The sequence below is a fragment of the Candidatus Methanomassiliicoccus intestinalis Issoire-Mx1 genome, assembly GCF_000404225.1.
GTDB classification, from domain to species: domain Archaea; phylum Thermoplasmatota; class Thermoplasmata; order Methanomassiliicoccales; family Methanomassiliicoccaceae; genus Methanomassiliicoccus_A; species Methanomassiliicoccus_A intestinalis.
In genome coordinates this window covers 248,722-263,924 of the sequence record NC_021353.1, presented here as the reverse complement: position 1 = coordinate 263,924, position 15,203 = coordinate 248,722, and the positions used below count along the sequence as shown (strand labels likewise).

The 15,203-nt window shown below is 42.5% G+C and carries 16 protein-coding genes; 13 read left to right on the top strand and 3 right to left on the bottom strand.

From position 1 onward, the window contains the following. The first annotated feature begins 131 nt into the window (after positions 1–131). The 12 genes from thiL (at position 132) to H729_RS01115 (ending at position 11,261) form a co-directional block, all read left to right on the top strand. Entirely contained in the window at positions 132–1,094 is a 963-nt protein-coding gene (gene thiL / locus H729_RS01170) for a thiamine-phosphate kinase (RefSeq protein WP_020448172.1), read from the top strand. Continuing rightward, positions 1,081–2,118: an AmmeMemoRadiSam system radical SAM enzyme gene (gene amrS, locus H729_RS01165; RefSeq protein ID WP_048133781.1), complete on the top strand. Its 1,038-nt coding sequence runs from the start codon at positions 1,081–1,083 to the stop codon at positions 2,116–2,118. Before thiL ends, amrS begins: the two co-directional genes overlap by 14 nt. A 12-nt stretch (positions 2,119–2,130) precedes the next feature. After that, positions 2,131–2,622: a nitroreductase family protein gene (locus tag H729_RS01160; protein ID WP_020448170.1), complete on the top strand. Its 492-nt coding sequence runs from the start codon at positions 2,131–2,133 to the stop codon at positions 2,620–2,622. After that, positions 2,601–3,572 (top strand): endonuclease V, encoded by a 972-nt coding sequence (locus H729_RS01155; RefSeq protein WP_020448169.1) that lies wholly within the window; start codon positions 2,601–2,603, stop codon positions 3,570–3,572. Before H729_RS01160 ends, H729_RS01155 begins: the two co-directional genes overlap by 22 nt. Further along, the gene (locus tag H729_RS01150) at positions 3,569–4,462 is read left to right on the top strand and encodes a ketopantoate reductase family protein (RefSeq protein WP_020448168.1); all 894 of its coding nucleotides are present in this window, start codon (positions 3,569–3,571) and stop codon (positions 4,460–4,462) included. The genes H729_RS01155 and H729_RS01150 overlap by 4 nt, the downstream gene beginning before the upstream one ends. 93 nt (positions 4,463–4,555) lie before the next feature. Then, positions 4,556–5,011, top strand: a complete 456-nt coding sequence (locus tag H729_RS01145; RefSeq protein WP_020448167.1) for an Lrp/AsnC family transcriptional regulator — start codon at positions 4,556–4,558, stop codon at positions 5,009–5,011. Next, positions 4,989–5,885 (top strand): 4-hydroxy-tetrahydrodipicolinate synthase, encoded by an 897-nt coding sequence (gene dapA, locus H729_RS01140; RefSeq protein ID WP_236608643.1) that lies wholly within the window; start codon positions 4,989–4,991, stop codon positions 5,883–5,885. The genes H729_RS01145 and dapA overlap by 23 nt, the downstream gene beginning before the upstream one ends. Positions 5,886–5,894: 9 nt before the next feature. Then, a complete protein-coding gene (gene dapB / locus H729_RS01135; RefSeq protein ID WP_020448165.1) occupies positions 5,895–6,674 on the top strand; it encodes a 4-hydroxy-tetrahydrodipicolinate reductase in 780 nt (259 codons plus the stop codon). Then, on the top strand, positions 6,671–8,038 hold the full coding sequence (locus H729_RS01130; RefSeq protein ID WP_020448164.1) for an aspartate kinase: 1,368 nt from the start codon (positions 6,671–6,673) through the stop codon (positions 8,036–8,038). Before dapB ends, H729_RS01130 begins: the two co-directional genes overlap by 4 nt. Next, positions 8,025–9,281, top strand: coding sequence for a diaminopimelate decarboxylase (gene lysA, locus H729_RS01125; RefSeq protein WP_020448163.1), 1,257 nt, complete (start codon positions 8,025–8,027; stop codon positions 9,279–9,281). Before H729_RS01130 ends, lysA begins: the two co-directional genes overlap by 14 nt. Further along, positions 9,278–10,108 (top strand): diaminopimelate epimerase, encoded by an 831-nt coding sequence (gene dapF / locus H729_RS01120; protein WP_020448162.1) that lies wholly within the window; start codon positions 9,278–9,280, stop codon positions 10,106–10,108. Before lysA ends, dapF begins: the two co-directional genes overlap by 4 nt. 4 nt (positions 10,109–10,112) lie before the next feature. Then, positions 10,113–11,261 (top strand): aminotransferase class I/II-fold pyridoxal phosphate-dependent enzyme, encoded by a 1,149-nt coding sequence (locus tag H729_RS01115; protein ID WP_020448161.1) that lies wholly within the window; start codon positions 10,113–10,115, stop codon positions 11,259–11,261. 98 nt (positions 11,262–11,359) lie between these two features. Here H729_RS01115 and mutM read toward each other — a convergent pair whose 3' ends face one another. From mutM to H729_RS01100, 3 genes are all read right to left on the bottom strand, one after another. Then, positions 11,360–12,184, bottom strand: coding sequence for a bifunctional DNA-formamidopyrimidine glycosylase/DNA-(apurinic or apyrimidinic site) lyase (gene mutM / locus H729_RS01110; RefSeq protein ID WP_020448160.1), 825 nt, complete (start codon positions 12,182–12,184; stop codon positions 11,360–11,362). Beyond that, a complete protein-coding gene (locus H729_RS01105) occupies positions 12,177–13,085 on the bottom strand; it encodes a radical SAM mobile pair protein B (RefSeq protein ID WP_020448159.1) in 909 nt (302 codons plus the stop codon). The genes mutM and H729_RS01105 overlap by 8 nt, the downstream gene beginning before the upstream one ends. 98 nt (positions 13,086–13,183) lie before the next feature. Further along, positions 13,184–14,404 (bottom strand): phosphoglycerate kinase, encoded by a 1,221-nt coding sequence (locus H729_RS01100; RefSeq protein ID WP_236608642.1) that lies wholly within the window; start codon positions 14,402–14,404, stop codon positions 13,184–13,186. Positions 14,405–14,503: 99 nt separating this feature from the next. On the opposite strand from H729_RS01100, the gene H729_RS01095 reads away from it, so the two are divergent. Next, positions 14,504–15,169 carry an HNH endonuclease gene (locus H729_RS01095; RefSeq protein WP_020448157.1) on the top strand — a complete coding sequence of 222 codons (666 nt, stop codon included), beginning with the start codon at positions 14,504–14,506 and terminating at the stop codon, positions 15,167–15,169. The last annotated feature ends 34 nt before the right edge of the window (positions 15,170–15,203 follow it).

Genomic DNA, 15,203 nt, shown 5'->3' with positions numbered 1-15,203 from the left:
GCCTAAAAATCGATTATCGTATTTATCTAAAAATGAAATTACGAAAAATTAGGTAATAGACAAAATAGCAAGCAGACTGCAGACTTGTTCCAAAGGTAACTATTAAACTAATAATGTGTAGTGTGTAACTCATGGCTACCCTGGGCACTGTCGGAGAAAAAGCACTTGTAAATGAGATTGTTAAAAACTCACACAGCAGAGTGGCTCTGGGTCCTGGGGATGATGCAGCTGCCATCAAAATCGGAGACAAATGCATAGTAGTTTCGTCTGACATCATGTCTAAAAAAACTCATGCGTCTGAAGGAATGAGCTATTATGATATCGGCTGGTTCGCAGCGGCAGTTAATTACAGCGATGTGGCTGCCATGGGTGCTGCTCCAATCGGCATACTCGTATCACTGTTCATGGAAAGGGATCTGGAAGTTTCATGTTTCAGAGAAATGATGAGAGGAGTACGGGAATGCTCAGACGCAATAGGCGCAGAGATTCTGGGCGGAGACACCAAAGAAGGTGCAGGCATTGTGATTTCCGGAACAGCTCTGGGAATAGTTGATGAAAAAAAGATGCTGAAAAGAGGCGGGGCAAAGCCAGGAGATCTCATAGGAGTTACCGGGCCGATCGGAACTGCAGCCGCTGGTTTCTTTGCTGTCCAGTCAAATATTGACGCTCCCGGAATTAAAAAAAGTCTGTTCACACCGTTTCCAAGAACCAAAGAAGGATGTGTTCTTTCAGATTCCGGCTATGTGACTGCCTGCATGGATGTGACCGACGGACTGGCATACTCAATCAATGAGATATCCAGACACAGCGGAAATGTATATTTTGAAATTGACTGGGAAAAAATCCCCATCACAGAAGAAACCAAAGATGTCATCCGAAGAACCAATTCAGACGAGCTGGAAACTGTGCTATACTTCGGAGGAGAGTACGAACTTGTATTCACATTTGATCCTCTGGGAGAAGAGTATCTGCGCAAAGCCCTTGGAGGTAATTTTTACATCATAGGTGAAGCAAAGGGGAATGATAATGTCATGATGAAAAGTGGAAAACCAGTTAAATTAGAATACAGGGGTTGGGAACATTTTAAAAGCTGATTACCAGGTAGGAAAATACTGGGAAAAGATCGGAGGAAAGATACACTGCGAACTCTGCCCTCATAGCTGCATGATACCCAGAGGCAAATCTGGACGATGTAAAGTGAGATCCAATAAACATAGTGTTCTGGAAACACCCTATGGAAACCTTTCCTCAGCCCATGTAGATCCTGTTGAAAAGAAGCCTTTGTTTCATTTTCATCCCTCCACATACGTGTATTCCATCGGCGGCTGGGGCTGCAATCTGAGCTGCAAAAACTGCCAGAATTATCAGATTTCGCAGGTATGGGTCGTAAATTCAGCAGTTACCTCGCCAGAGGAGATCTGTAAAAGGGCGTTATCTAAGAAATGCGGCGGAATTGCCTTCACATACAATGAGCCGACGACCTGGTATGAGTTTATGGAAGATACTGCTGCAGAAGCCAGAAAGAACGGATTATACACCGTATGCGTGACCAACGGTTACATTCAGAAAGAACCGATGAGCGAACTTCTTGAGTATATCGATGCTTTCAATATTGATGTAAAATCATTTTCAGATCAGTTTTATCAAAAATACTGCGGCGGAACACTGAAGCCGGTCCTGGAAAGTGTGGAACTGGCAGCAGAGCATAAAAATCATATCGAACTGACATACCTTGTTATACCCGGGATAAATGACAGCCATGAGGAATTGGAAGCTTTTTCAAACTGGGTAAGAAGCATAAACGAACGGATACCAGTGCATTTCAATGCATTCCATCCATGCTTTGAATTGCGTCATCTTGACAGTACGCCGATAAGTACTCTTCTAAATGCCAGGCAGATAGGGTATGATCAGGGTCTCAAATATGTGTATTTAGGAAACGTCAACTACCCCAGTGCTGGAGATACTGTTTGTCCAAGGTGCGGACGGGTTGCTGTGAGAAGAGTGTCAACCCGCGCACAGAAAACAGACGGCATCTGCAGATTCTGCAACGAAGAACTTAACATGGTGGTAAATCCTAAAGATAACACATCAGTACGGTTTTGGGAATATGAGTAAAGGTGGATAAATATGGAAGTGAGTACAGCTATTGCAAACAGAAGAAGCGTCAGAAAATACAAGCCGGAACAGATTTCCAAAGCGGATATGTCTAAGATTCTGGAAGCTGCCCGTCTGTCGCCGTCTGCAAGAAACGATCAGGCAAGAAAGTTGATTGTGATAACAGATAAAAAGATAAAATTAGAAATGGTCGCCGCCTGCAAAAACCAAAGCTTCGTAAAAGAATGCGGAGCAGTTTTGATTGCAGTTCATAATCCCGAGAAAAGATGGAGTGCGGAAGACTGCGTGATTATGCTTGATCACATAACGCTGCAGGCAGAAGAGCTGGGAATGGGCACCTGCTGGATAGGCGCTTTTGAAGAAGATAAGGTCAAGGAAGTCGCCAAAATACCTGCAGATATGCGCGTTGCACTGTGTATGACGATTGGCTATCCGGATGAATCGCCTGCTGCAAGACCAAGAAAAGATCTGGATGAAATTGTGTGCTGGGAAAAGTATCAGTAGGTGCGCTGATGCTCGAATCTCCCGATGTTGTTTCATTGGTGTATGAAGCAACATCCCAAATCCCAAAAGGAATGGTTTCAACATATGGGGATATTGCCAAAGCGCTTGGGGATGTTCGGGCTTCAAGAGCTGTCGGAGAAATTTTGTCTAAAAACCCGACTCCAATAGTTGTACCATGCCACAGGGTTGTATATTCAGACGGAAAGGTCGGATGGTACAGCGGAAAAGGCAAAAATTCAGACAAGAAAATCACCCTTCTTGAATCAGAAGGAGTTGAGATCAAAAACGGAAGCATAGAGAACTTTTCTTCCGTGAGATTTGCAGAATTTAATATTCCAAATGTGCTGAAGCAGCTTCGGGATGAGCAGGAAGAGATACGTGAACACGTTGTAGAAGAAGACGATTTTGGAGTTCTCCGGCATGTTGTCGGTTTAGATGTATCATACATTGGTGAAAGATCGTTTGGCGTAGCTGCAGTCTACAGCTTGGAAAACAATGAGCTGGTAGAGATTAAGAAGGTTGAGTGCTCCGTAAGATTTCCATATATTCCTACATACCTATCTTACCGGGAAGCTCCAGTACTTTCAAAGCTGATTGATGTAAAAGATGCAATATATCTGGTAGATGGACATGGTCTGCTGCATCCCCGGGCGGGAATAGCTTCGCATCTGGGAGTGCTTTGCAATGTCCCAACAATCGGTGCCGCTAAATCATTATTATACGGCCATGTGGAATCACCAGAATCAAACAGATCAGAGATCACGATTGACGGAAAGATATCCGGAATTGCATTAAAGGAAGGGCGCTCAGCAACATATGTTTCAGTCGGCCACCGTGTATCTCTAAATACAGCAACTGAATTGTGCATTCGCTTCTTATGTCACGGGATTCCACTCCCTCTTAGAACAGCGCATAATGAAGCAACACTCGCAAGGAAAAGAGCTACATGAACATATTAGTGTATGGGGCAGGGGCGATAGGGAGCGCCATAGGTGAGAAGTTAAGCGGGCAGCATGATGTTACATTAGTATCCAGGAAACCCCATGCAGATGCCATCTCTTCAAACGGCCTGCTTGTATGCAGCAGTAAAGGAAAAGAGAGAGTGTTCCTAAAATGTGTAACTTCCATAGACGGCATGGAACCTCCAGATGTTATAATCGTTACAACAAAAGCTTACGACTCCAAACATGCCGGCGATGATATCTCCAGAATAATTGATGATAATACAATCATAGCTTCCATTCAAAACGGTCTGGGAAACTACGAACATATTTCCCGCAGATTCGGCAGGAAAGGAGTTGTGGGAACAACAACCATGGGAGTTACAATGACCAGACCGGGCGAGATTGTTCTGGCGGGTGAGGGGGTCACTTCATTCGGACCATATGACGATGCCGCAGAAAAAATCACAGACATTTTCATAAAAAGCGGATTTGAAGCAAGAACTTCAAGCCGCATATTCTCAGACATATGGATGAAAGCCATAGCCAATGCGTCAATCAACCCCATTACAGTGATATCTGGAAAAACAAACGGCTGCATTCTGTATGAACCATATATGTCACTGGCAAAAGAGGCATGTTACGAAGCTGCTGCAGTTGCAGAAGCAGAAGGTGTCATGCTTGATGATCCTTGGAAAGCCGTGAGGGATATTGCAGAAAAGACATCATCTAACAAGTCAAGTATGCTTCAGGATATTGAAAAAGGCAGAAAGACTGAAATAAATCAGATAACCGGCGAAATTGTAAGAAGAGCAGGCGGCATAGGCATACCGGTTCCTATAAACAGCGCATTGTTAGAGCTTATCAGATCTATGGAAAAAAAGGACAAGCGCTTATAAGGCTTTTACAACTTTTAATTACGAATTATCTTAATGGCAATCCATCATCAGTAATAGTTATATAATCATTTTCGGTTATCATCAAAAGTTGCAATGGAAATCGTAGAGGGTTGCGCGAGGGATAAAATGATAGACTATCTAGATGAGAGGATTATAGAGATACTGAAAAAAGATTCCAGAAGACCATTTGTGGATATCGCCAACCAGCTTAAGGTTTCTGAAGGTACGATTCGCAGCAGAGTAAGACGACTTGTAGATGAAGACATCATTCAGTCATTTACAATAAAAACAAGCAGTAAAAATGTGAAAGCGATTATAGAGATTAACATTAATGTAAATGTTAACACCTCCGATGTAGCAACTAAAATTGCAAAATTCGATGGAGTTTCTGAAGTTTATGAGGTTACTGGTGAAGAAGATATAGTAGCCATCATCGATGTTACATCCTCTCCTCAGCTCAATGAGATAATTGAGAGAATTAGAAGATTTGACAATGTTCAATCAACAAGAACCAGACTGATTCTCAATGAGCATTTCGGAGGCATCTGAAATGTTTTCTGGATGTTCAACGGCCATAATTACACCGATGAAATCAAACGGAGATATCGATGAAGAAGGTTTGAAAGAGCTGATAAGATTTCAGGAAGAAAACGGGGTAGACACGATAGTCCCCTGCGGATCAACCGGAGAATCTGCAACATTAAGTTATAAAGAACATTTAAAAGTAATAGACATAACAGTTAATTCGGTAACAAAAGCTAAAGTGATGGCCGGAGCAGGATCAAATTCGACCTCTGAAGCTCTGGAGCTGAGCAAAGCTGCACAGGACATTGGGGCAGATTCTGTTCTTTCCATATGTCCATATTATAATAAACCGACTTCTAAAGGAATCCGTCTTCATTTTGAAGCCATCGCTTCATCAGTAGATATTCCTATTATCATATACAACATACCATCAAGAACCGGAACAAATATCACTGCAGATTTAATGCTGGAACTGGCAAAAATTCCAGGAATTGCAGGTGTAAAAGAAGCTTCCGGCAATCTAAATCAGATTGGAAAAATAGCTGCATTTGCACCAAAAGATTTCTCAGTGTTGTCTGGAGACGATGCTCTGACTCTGCCTGCAATGGCTGTAGGTGCAAAAGGTGCCGTATCAGTTTCGTCCAACATAGTTCCAGACAAAGTGTCTGCCATGATCAAATCTATGCTGAGTGGAGATTCTGAAAAAGCCAATCAGATAAACAGAGAACTGATGCCGCTGTACGATGTTTTATTTTTAGAAACAAATCCTATCCCGATTAAAACCGCCATGAGGCTGGCCGGATACCCATCTGGACCTCTCAGATTACCGCTGTGCGACATGGAGAGAAAAAATGAAGACCGGCTTAGATCCGTGCTGTCTATGCAAGGCTTATTGTGAGGTTTTTTTATGATTTCTGTGGTGGTAGGCGGCGCTACTGGAAAGCTTGGAAGTTTAGTCTGCAGACTAGTCTCTGAACAGGAAGACATGAAACTTTCCGGAGCAATTGTTTCAGAAGGAAGCGCAAATATCGGTAGAGAAATTTTACCTGGAGTAAGATGCATCGGGGCTGACAGACTAAGTGAAGCTGTAAAAGATGCTGATGTGTATGTAGATCTTACATCTCCATCAGCAATAGTCAAGACTCTTCCGGCTGCCCGCAGGAAAGGTCTGAATTATGTGATAGGCACAACTGGCATACCTAAAGAAGTTATGGAAACGTTTGAAAAGAATATTGCTGCAGACGGCAGCGGAGCCGTTGTTACCCCTAATTTTTCAGTTGGTGTAAATGTATTCTTCAAAACATGCGAATCATTAGCTGCTGCTTTGAAAGACTACGATATCGAAATAATTGAAACTCATCACAATCAGAAAAAAGATGCTCCGTCTGGAACGGCTAAAAAGGCTGCTGAACTTATCGCAGCCAACAGCTGCAAAACTGAGTATTTATACGGCAGAGAAGGCGAAGTCGGGGCGCGAGGCAACGAAATCTGTATACACTCTGTCAGAGCCGGGGATGTCGTTGGAGAACATACCGTAATCTTTGCAGGCAACAAAGAACGTATAGAACTCACGCATCGTGCACACTCAAGAGAAGCTTTTGCAGAAGGCGCTGTTGCCGCCATAAGATGGATAGCTAACAAAAACAGTGGTAAAATTCATACAATGTACGAGGTCTTGGGACTATGATAAAGTCAATGAAATTCGGCGGTACCAGCGTTGGCAGTATCGATGCGCTGGAAAGAATGATATCTATTATATTAAAAGAAGAAGCAAACAAAGCCGTCGTTGTATCTGCAATGTCAGGTGTAACCAATTCATTGCTTGACTGCCTTGCAGGCAAGAGTGAGATAGATGAAATTGCAAACATCCTGCTTGAACGATATTCCACAACAGCTAAAGCTGCAATAACGGATCCAATTTACAAAACGTATTACAGCAAACTTGAAGACGCAATAGGCAGGCTGTCTGAGCATCTTGAAACATACAAAGACAGTCCCTGTGAACCGCTTCATGACACTATTGTATCCTGGGGAGAACGCTTGTCTTCCTTAACAGTAGCTCACATTTTACAAAGCAGAGGCAGAGACGGTGTCTCCATAACATCTGAAGAAGCCGGCATAGTAGCTTATGGCACATACGGAAATGGATCTGCAGATCTTGAATTAACTCATAAAAATTTAAAAAAGAATGTACTGCCGCTTCTAAACGATGGTGCAATTCCAGTATTAACCGGATTTTACGGGATTGGCCCTGAAGGAAAACCAATGACGTTCGGCAGAGGCGGATCGGATTATTCCAGTTCAGTAGTGGCATGCGCACTTGAAGCAGACTGCTGTGAGATCTGGACGGATGTCAATGGTTTTATGACCGCAGATCCGAGAGTTGTTAAAGATGCATTCACCATTCACGAAATGGATTACAGTGAAGCGGCTGAACTTGCATATTTCGGCGCCAAAGTGCTGCATCCACGAACAGTGGAACCAGTCAGGAAAAGAGGAATACCGCTGGCTGTTAAAAATACATTCAACCCTGAATCGAAAGGAACTATAATAAGAAAAATTAAAAATGGAAGCAGCGGAATTCTCAGATCCGTAGCATCAAAAGCTGATTTATCCATTGTAAAGATTTACTCTTCTGAATTAGTGTACCAGCCAGACTTAGTCTCAAGACTGGTGGCGAGTGTGTCGGGAGCTGCAGGCAACACATATGCAGTGTCTACTTCCCTGTCAACAATCGCATTTTTGATACCATCAAATACAATTGATGAGGTAATAAACAGAATCTCTACAATGCACGAAAGCCAGGTTGAAAAATACACTGTCAAAAGCAACGTAGCTTTGATCTGCTGCGTAGGTGATAATATGATCAATATGCCAGGTGTCGCAGCAAAAGTATTTGCGAATATGGCTACGATCGGTGCAAATATAGAAATGATATCTGAAGGCGCTTCTGATGTAGCGCTCAACTTTGTAATACCTGACGATAAAGCACTGGATGCCGTCAGGAACATTCATAAAGAATTCATAGGTGGACCAAATGAGAAATTTTGAATGCGTTGATAACGAGTTAGTAATCGGCGGCGTAAAAGCCACAGAGATTGTGAAGAGATACGGCTCACCTGTTTATGTTACAGACGAAAATGCTGTAAGAAACAATTATCACAGGATTTATCAGGCATTTTCAAAAAGGATGCCTACCAGAATAAATTACGCTTGTAAATCAAATACAAACCTGGCAGTACTGAGAATTCTTGAACAGGAAGGTAGCTGCATTGATGCAGTGTCGATAGGCGAGATAGAAGCCTGTCTCAGAAGCGGATTCAGCCCTGACAGAATATTGTACACCGGCGTTAACGTATCAAATGCAGAGCTTAAAGCAGTGGTTTCAAAAGGCGTTCCAATAAACATTGATTCATTTTCTGAGCTGGAGAGGCTTTCAAAGATAACTACCAACCATACCATTTCATTCAGAGTAAATCCGGAAGTCGGATCTGGACATCATGACAAGGTAATAACAGGAAAAAGATCGACTAAATTTGGAATTCCAAAGCATCAGATAATAGATGCATACAAAAGAGCGGTAGAATTAGGATTCAAACCATCAGGAATTCATGCACATATTGGATCCGGCGGACAGAAAGTCGAACCATTCATCGAGCTTATAGATGAATTAATCAAAATAGTTCAGGAGCTGGAAACTATCGGCATTGATCTTAGATTCATAGACATCGGCGGAGGAATCGGAATCCCATACCGTCTGGATGAAGTGGAGATGGATTTAGACAAAATGGCTGAAGAGATTACATCCAGAATTAAATCCAAAACAAAAGTAAAAGAAATAATCATTGAACCTGGAAGATACATCATTGCCGACAGTACAATACTCCTCGCTACAGTAGTAGATATAAAAGAAACTCCCGACAAGATGTATGCGGGAATAGATGCCGGCTTTAATACTCTGATCAGGCCTGCAATGTATGATTCATATCACCATGTGGCAGTAGCAAATAAATTTGGAGATAAAGCCGAAGAAACATACAGTCTCGGAGGACCGATCTGCGAGACCGGAGATGTCATGGCAAAGGACAGGGAACTTCCAAAGGTCGAAGAAGGAGATATTATCGCTGTGTATGATGCTGGAGCTTACGGATTCACAATGGCATCTAATTACAATATGCGGCCTCTTCCGAGAGAAGTCCTTGTCAAAGACGGCGAAGTCACACTGATTAGAGAAAGCGAAACGATTGAAGAACTGTTTAGACATCAACGCATACCTTCGAGGTTGATGCTTTGAAATTCTGGAAATATCATGGACTGGGCAATGATTTCGTTCTGTTTGAGGATTTTAAATCTGAAATACCAGCTGATCCCGAATTTGTCAGATACATATGCGACCGCCATTTTGGAATCGGCGGTGACGGCATACTATACATCAGGAAAGATGTTGAAGCCGATGCATACATGAAAATTATGAACTCTGATGGAAGCGAAGCAGAAATGTGCGGCAACGGCATCAGATGTTTTGCAAAACATCTGTATGACTTTGGAATCGTAAAATCAGAGAAAATGAGAATTAATACATTAGGCGGAATTAAATATATTGATGTCAAAGCAGAGAATGGGATAGTAAAAGAAGTATCGGTGAATATGGGCGCACCATATCTGGAAGTTAAAGACATACCAATGAATGGAAACGGCCGTTTTATTAACAAAAAAATAACCGCAGCCGGCATGGAAATAACCGGAACTGCAGTAGGCATGGGCAACCCCCATTTCGTAACATTTCAAGATCTGAATGATGAGAATATTCTGAAGTTAGGTCCTGTTTTAGAGAAACACGAAATGTTTCCAAGAAAAACAAATGTCGAATTTGTAACTGCAAAGGAAGACTACCTGGATGTGAAAGTCTATGAGAGGGGTGCGGCCTGGACGAATGCCTGCGGAACCGGAGCGTGCGCTACAGCAGTGGCTGCTACACTCGTAGGTATATGCCCCACAGGAAAGGATATTGCAATCCATCTGCCTGGAGGAACTCTCAGCATTAACGTTAAGAATGATTACTCTTCTGTCCAGATGACTGGTCCGGCAGAAATGGTATTTGAAGGAGAAATCAACTGGTGATTACATGTATGAATTTGCAGATCGTCTGAAAAATATTCCTCCATATCTATTTGCAGAGATAGAGGAAAAGGTCAGTAAGAAAAAAGCCGAAGGTATAGACATAATTGATTTTGGAATAGGAGACCCAGATCTGCCGACTCCAAAACTTATCACAGATGAAATAAAAAAACAGCTGGATGATCCTCAGAATCACCAGTACTCAACATCAGCCGGAGAAAGGGAAACCCGCGTTGCTGTTGCAGATTGGTATAAGACCAGATTCGGAGTAGATGTAGATCCCGACAAAGAAGTTGTAATTCTGTTGGGAAGCAAAGAAGGACTTGCAAACTTTGCAAGGGCTTTTGCAAACCCTGGAGATAAAGTGCTGTGTCCTGACCCGGCATACCCAGTCTACAGTCTGGGAGCTGCAATGTTGTGCGATGCCCAGCCTGAATATGTAAAAACATATGCAGAAGACGGTTTCCTGCCAAAGCTGGATTCTCTTCCTCAAGATGCAAAGATGCTGTATGTAAATTTCCCTAATAACCCAACAGGCGCAACAGCCCCTGAATCATACCTCAAAGATCTCCTGAAATGGGGAGCGGATACAAACACCATCGTCTGTTATGATAATGCATATTCTGAAATGACATATGATGATTACATTGCCCCCTCGATACTGGAGTTTGGAAAAGATGCCATAGAGTTTGGTTCGTTTTCTAAAACATTCAACATGACGGGATACCGCATAGGTTACGCCGTAGGAAATGAACGTTTGATTGCAGGACTGAAAAAAGTCAAATCCCAGACTGATTCGGGAGCTCCAAAATTCCTGCAGAAAGCTGCAGTTACAGCCCTTAAGACATATACAAGCAGCAAGAGACCTTCGATCGTTCAAGACTGCGTTGATATTTACTGTGAACGCAGAAATATCTTTGTAGATGGCCTTAACGAGCTCGGTATTAAAGCAAAGAAACCAAAGGGAACGTTCTATCTATTCGTTGATGTCCAGTCAGATTCATTAGAATTTGCTGAAAAAATGCTCAATGCCGGCATAGTGGTGACTCCTGGAACAGGCTACGGAGAAGCTGGACAGGGCTTCGTAAGAATAGCTCTGACTCAGTCTAAAGATAGAATAAGCGAAGCATTGGAAAGGATGAGAAAAATTCTTTAAACGAAAATATACCGGTGTGTTCAATTCAAGAATGCACCGCATATTTTTCATTTTTATATGAGTAGTTTTTTTAGACATCGATTAAATTAGGAATAAGATCATTTTTGACAGTTTTGACAATAGACGCTGCTGCGTCCTCCAATAACTCTGCGGTGAAGAATTTCTCCGCATACTGGACATAGCTTATTATCCTGCCCGTATACGTTGAGGAATGAAGAATTATTGTACCCGCGGCCCTGTTTTTTAAGATACTCCTCAGGCGTAATTTCATTTTTTTCCATATAGTACTTCAAGGTTCTTGGAATCTCTGCGGCCAGTCTTTCCAATTCACAGCTGTTTAATGTGTTGGCCTTCCTCATAGGATCAATATTTGCGCGGAACAATATCTCATCACTGTAAATATTACCGATTCCTGCAATTAGACTTTGATCCAGCAGGCATTCCTTGATTGTCTTTTTTCGATTAGAAAGAATACTCTGCAGATAGTCTGCTGTCAAAACTGCATCAAACGGCTCGATACCGAGTTTATTGATGCCAGAAACGTTGTCTTCTTCTCCTTTTTTAATCATCCAGAATCGGCCGAAACGGCGTGTGTCAATAAACCGAAGTTGCGTATTGTTTTCTAATTCAAAAATAACATGCGTGTGGTCTGCAATATTGTCTTCTGCAGGAGTAACTAACAAGCAGCCGGTCATCCGCAGATGGAGTATCAATTGATCGCCACTTGCAAAACAAATAATGATGAATTTACCCCTGCGCTTCATGCCGGAAATCTTCTGTCCTGTGAGCCTAGTACAAAACTCTTCAACAGCAGGATATGCGATTACTTGAGGTTTGTTTATAGTAATTCTTGATACCGTCAGATCAATGATCTGCGGTTTCAATACGTTTACCACAGTCTCAACTTCAGGCAATTCAGGCATGATCAATACATCCTGGCTTTTCTTTTGCTGATTGCTTTATTTGACTGTGATAAAAGTAATTCACTACCACCGGAGGTGAATTGAATGGTCTTGTCATCGTATCATCATCTACAACGTAATCGAGACCGATTGATCTTGTATAGTCTCTCAGATCCTTGTCAAGATTTTTCCAGTAGCCGTTGTCTTTCTGTCGATATATCTTATGATACAGAGGTGCCAGTTCTGGATATTTATTCTCAATGTAGTCAAGAATGTATGCTTTGTAATCCCCACGGAGATTTAAATTTTCAAGCCATATCAGATTACAGTAGTTCTTTGCCCGTTCAATGATCGCTTTAACATCGGTAATTTCAGGAAATATGGGAGATATGAAACAGGTTGTGCGTACACCAGCATCATGAAACTTCTTCATTGCTGTGAGTCTGCGGTCAATGCTGACTGCACAATCCATATCACGGCGGAATTTTTCATCCAATGTATTTATTGACCACGAGACCCTGCTGTCTGGAAAGGATTTGATAAGATCCAGATCACGCAGGATTAAATCAGATTTAGTGGCAATGGAGATCTTTGCACCGCTGTCTTTGAGCTGCTGAAGCAGAGTACGCGTACGTTCATATGTAGCTTCCTGAGGAAGATATGGATCGGTGACAGACCCAATGAATAACTCTTTTCCAGAATATTTTTGTGGATTTTTAATATCTGGCCAGTATTTTACATCTAAAAAAGTTCCCCAGGGTTCAGGATGCCCTGTAAATCGTTTCATGAATGAAGCATAGCAGTATTTACAGGCGTGTGAACAGCCGATGTACGGATTGACGGAATAATCTCCTACTGGAAGATTGGACTTTGTAAATATGCTGCTGACCTGTTTTTCATTAATCTGAATGTTAGAACTCATGATTCCTCTGATCTTTAAAAACTCTGGACTTACTGAAAGTATACAGAAACTGGTGATTTCAGCAAAATCACAGATAAAAGATTCTCAGAAGAGAATCTTTATTTTTTTCTCAAAGCCTCTACAGCCGGCAAAGGTTTTCCAAGGATGAATGTTTCCAATGCTCCCCCAGCTGTGCTGACATATGAAAACCGTTCTGACATGCCGAATCTTTCTGCAGCTCCGACAGTATGTCCTCCTCCAAGCAGTGTATATGCATCGGAATGAGCCATCGCGGTCATGAGGTCACGGGTGCCTGCTGTAAACTGCTCCTTTTCAATCAGTCCAGCGGGTCCAGACATGAATACGGTTTTCGCTGGGTCAATGACTTTTGTGAATTTCTCGATAGAACCTTTTCCAATATCATATATTGGAGCATTTATCGGTAAATCTCCCACAAGCATATTTTTACGCTTTCCATCTTCTTCCACAGCGACATCAAACGGCAGAAGAATGTGTTCTCCGCGCTCCCTCAAAAGCTTCTTTGCAGCATCTAATGTCTCGGGAGTGAGCTCAGCTTCCAGAGCTTTTCTTGAAGGCTCTCCTACATCCACTCCTCTTGCCACAAGAAATGCTGAGGCGGTGAGTCCCACGAGAATTATGATATCTGCAGCTTTGCTGGTCAAAGCACGATCCATGACCTTGATTGAGTCTGAAAACTTGGACCCGCCTAGAATAAAAACAGAAGGATGATTGGTATCACTGAAAACAGATGACAGTGCAGTAAGCTCCTTTTCCATCAATCTGCCTACAGCAGAAGGCAAAACACAAGGAGGCCCTACCAATGAACACTGGGAACGGTGAGCGGTAGCAAATGCATCGTTTACATAATAGTCAAACAGCGGTGCCAGTGTTTTCACAAGTTCACTGTTTGCATGTTCTTCTGCACTCTTTTTTTCCAGTTCATAGGGAAGTTCACGGATATTTTTGAGCATGATGACGTTTCCCGGCGTGAGATTTTTTATTTCCGAAATGGCAACATCCCCGAGAATATCATCTACATACCTCACTTGTTTAGACAAGTACTTTGAAAGACATTCGGCGTGCTGCTGAAGGTCGATAAAATCCCAGTCTCCAGGTCTCCCCTGATGCGCGATGATGACAACTTTTGCCCCGTCATCCAGCAGCTCTCTGACAGTAGGAACGATGTGCCGGATGCGGTTGTCATCCGTCAGTTTCAGTGTTTCCTTGTCCAAAGGGCAGTTAATATCTACTCTCAATAGAACAGTCTTATCTTCAAAGTGAAAATCATCCAGAGTGTTGAATTGTTTCATAGTAGTCATCCGCGTAATACTATCCCCCTATTGCAAATAGTAAATAATATATGTTTGTCCAGTTGATCGCAATATGGATTAGCCGGATATATAATATGGGTGACGATGATGCCCGATTTCTGCCTTCACAGGCTTGATCCGCTCCGGGAGAGCCACTGCGGACTGTTGGATGATGACGGCACATACAAAATGACGAAAGAAACGGGCATGCCGATATTTTGCACTAAGGAAGTCCTCAGAAAATGCCCGTACAGAAACGGAGAGATCAGAACTCTTGAATTCTGCCCATACTGTAAAAAAAGACATTATGCTGGATCAGGAGAACAGAAGCTGTGTAAAGAGAAGCATAATGTGAATGAAGCTTTTACTGAACTTAGAAAAGAATTTTCACAGCCCCCTAAGTATTATCCAGATGGAACACGCAAACCAATATATTCAGACTGGACGGAGGATTGGATCCGTGTATATCTCTGGCGTAATATCAGACAGAGAATTCTCAGAAGAGACAAATATACCTGCCAGGACTGCGGAGCAGAATTTGGCAAAAGCAGCCGTAAAGTATATGATCCCTCGTTGAGGCACGGCAAGGGCGGATACAAGAAGGAATCGCTGGAAGTTCATCATATCATACCAAGATCGCTGGGCGGTTCTGATCATCCGGGGAATCTAAAAACACTGTGTCCAGACTGCCACAAAAAATATGGAGAGCTTCACCGGACACGCTGTAAACATATCTGCTATGAAGATGAAGATTTTATAGACCCGTGGGAGTAAGATCACACTGACTAAATCTGTTGATCGAGTCATC

What these genes read in the sequence shown, in the direction of transcription:
- lysA (WP_020448163.1), top strand. Translation starts at nt 8,025, where the DNA reads ATGAGAAATTTTGAATGCGTTGATAACGAGTTAGTAATCGGCGGCGTA.
- thiL (WP_020448172.1), top strand. Translation starts at nt 132, where the DNA reads ATGGCTACCCTGGGCACTGTCGGAGAAAAAGCACTTGTAAATGAGATT.
- dapB (WP_020448165.1), top strand. Translation starts at nt 5,895, where the DNA reads ATGATTTCTGTGGTGGTAGGCGGCGCTACTGGAAAGCTTGGAAGTTTA.
- H729_RS01100 (WP_236608642.1), bottom strand. Translation starts at nt 14,404, where the DNA reads ATGACTACTATGAAACAATTCAACACTCTGGATGATTTTCACTTTGAA.
- H729_RS01145 (WP_020448167.1), top strand. Translation starts at nt 4,556, where the DNA reads ATGGAAATCGTAGAGGGTTGCGCGAGGGATAAAATGATAGACTATCTA.
- H729_RS01130 (WP_020448164.1), top strand. Translation starts at nt 6,671, where the DNA reads ATGATAAAGTCAATGAAATTCGGCGGTACCAGCGTTGGCAGTATCGAT.
- H729_RS01095 (WP_020448157.1), top strand. Translation starts at nt 14,504, where the DNA reads ATGCCCGATTTCTGCCTTCACAGGCTTGATCCGCTCCGGGAGAGCCAC.
- H729_RS01105 (WP_020448159.1), bottom strand. Translation starts at nt 13,085, where the DNA reads ATGAGTTCTAACATTCAGATTAATGAAAAACAGGTCAGCAGCATATTT.
- H729_RS01150 (WP_020448168.1), top strand. Translation starts at nt 3,569, where the DNA reads ATGAACATATTAGTGTATGGGGCAGGGGCGATAGGGAGCGCCATAGGT.
- H729_RS01115 (WP_020448161.1), top strand. Translation starts at nt 10,113, where the DNA reads ATGTATGAATTTGCAGATCGTCTGAAAAATATTCCTCCATATCTATTT.
- H729_RS01160 (WP_020448170.1), top strand. Translation starts at nt 2,131, where the DNA reads ATGGAAGTGAGTACAGCTATTGCAAACAGAAGAAGCGTCAGAAAATAC.
- mutM (WP_020448160.1), bottom strand. Translation starts at nt 12,184, where the DNA reads ATGCCTGAATTGCCTGAAGTTGAGACTGTGGTAAACGTATTGAAACCG.
- dapA (WP_236608643.1), top strand. Translation starts at nt 4,989, where the DNA reads ATGAGCATTTCGGAGGCATCTGAAATGTTTTCTGGATGTTCAACGGCC.